Origin of the sequence: Sutterella sp. (assembly GCF_030539355.1) — a bacterium.
In the GTDB taxonomy this organism is placed as follows: domain Bacteria; phylum Pseudomonadota; class Gammaproteobacteria; order Burkholderiales; family Burkholderiaceae_F; genus Sutterella.
This window is the reverse complement of the sequence record NZ_JAUNSF010000006.1, coordinates 1-985: the sequence shown is the minus strand read 5'-3', so window position 1 is coordinate 985 and position 985 is coordinate 1. Positions and strand designations below refer to the sequence as shown.

Annotated in this window: 1 protein-coding gene; it reads right to left on the bottom strand. The window is 67.2% G+C overall.

Annotated elements, in window-relative coordinates:
- Positions 1 to 985, bottom strand: a 985-nt coding sequence (locus Q4F91_RS02200; RefSeq protein WP_303334139.1) for a signal recognition particle protein, incomplete at both ends; no start/stop codon positions are given.

The window sequence follows — 985 nt, the reverse complement described above, 5'->3', positions numbered from 1 at the left end:
GCCCCCGCCCATGCCGGGGAAGCCGCCCTTGCCGCCGAGCATGCGCATCATGCGGGAGAGCCCGCCCTTCTTCATGCGCTTCATCATGTCCTGGGTCTGCTCGAACTGCTTCAAGAGCCTGTTGACTTCCTGCACCGGGACGCCCGCGCCCGCGGCGATGCGCTTCTTGCGGCTCGCCTTCAGGAGCTCGGGCTTCCTGCGCTCCTCGGGGGTCATCGAGTCGATGATGCCGAGCGTGCGGCGCAGATTCTTCTGCACGTCCTCGTCGCTCACCTTGCTCGCGGCCTGCTGGATCTGCGCGGGCATCTTCTCCATGAGCGAGGAGAAGCTGCCGAAGTTGCCCATCTGCGCGAGCTGCGCGCGGAAGTCCGAGAGGTCGAAGCGGTCGCCCTTGGTGATCTTCTGGGCGAGCTTCTGCGCCTCGGCGATGTTGATCGCGTTCGTCACGTCCTTGACGAGGCCGACGATGTCGCCCATGCCGAGGATGCGGGAGGCCATCGCCTCCGGGTCGAACGGCTCGAACCCGGTGAGCTTCTCGCCCGTGCCCATGAACTTGATGGGCTTGCCGGTGACGTAGCGCGCGGAGAGCGCGGCGCCGCCGCGGCTGTCGCCGTCGGCCTTCGTGAGCACGATGCCGGTCAGGGGCAGGCGCTCGTTGAAGGTGCGGGCCGTGTTGACCGCGTCCTGACCGAGCATGGCGTCGATCACGAAGAGGGTCTCAGCGGGCTTGAGGAACTCATTGAGGTTCGCGACCTCCTGCATCATCTCCTCGTCGATCGCGAGGCGGCCGGCCGTGTCGACGATCAGGACGTCATAGAAACGGCGGCGGGCCTCGGCGCCGGCGGCCTCGGCGATGTCAAGCGGCTTCTGGCCGGGCTCGCTCGGGAACCAGTCGGCCCCGGCCTGAGCGGTGACGGCCTTCAGCTGTTCAATGGCGGCCGGGCGGTACACGTCGCAGGAGACCGTGAGGACCTTTTTCTTCTGG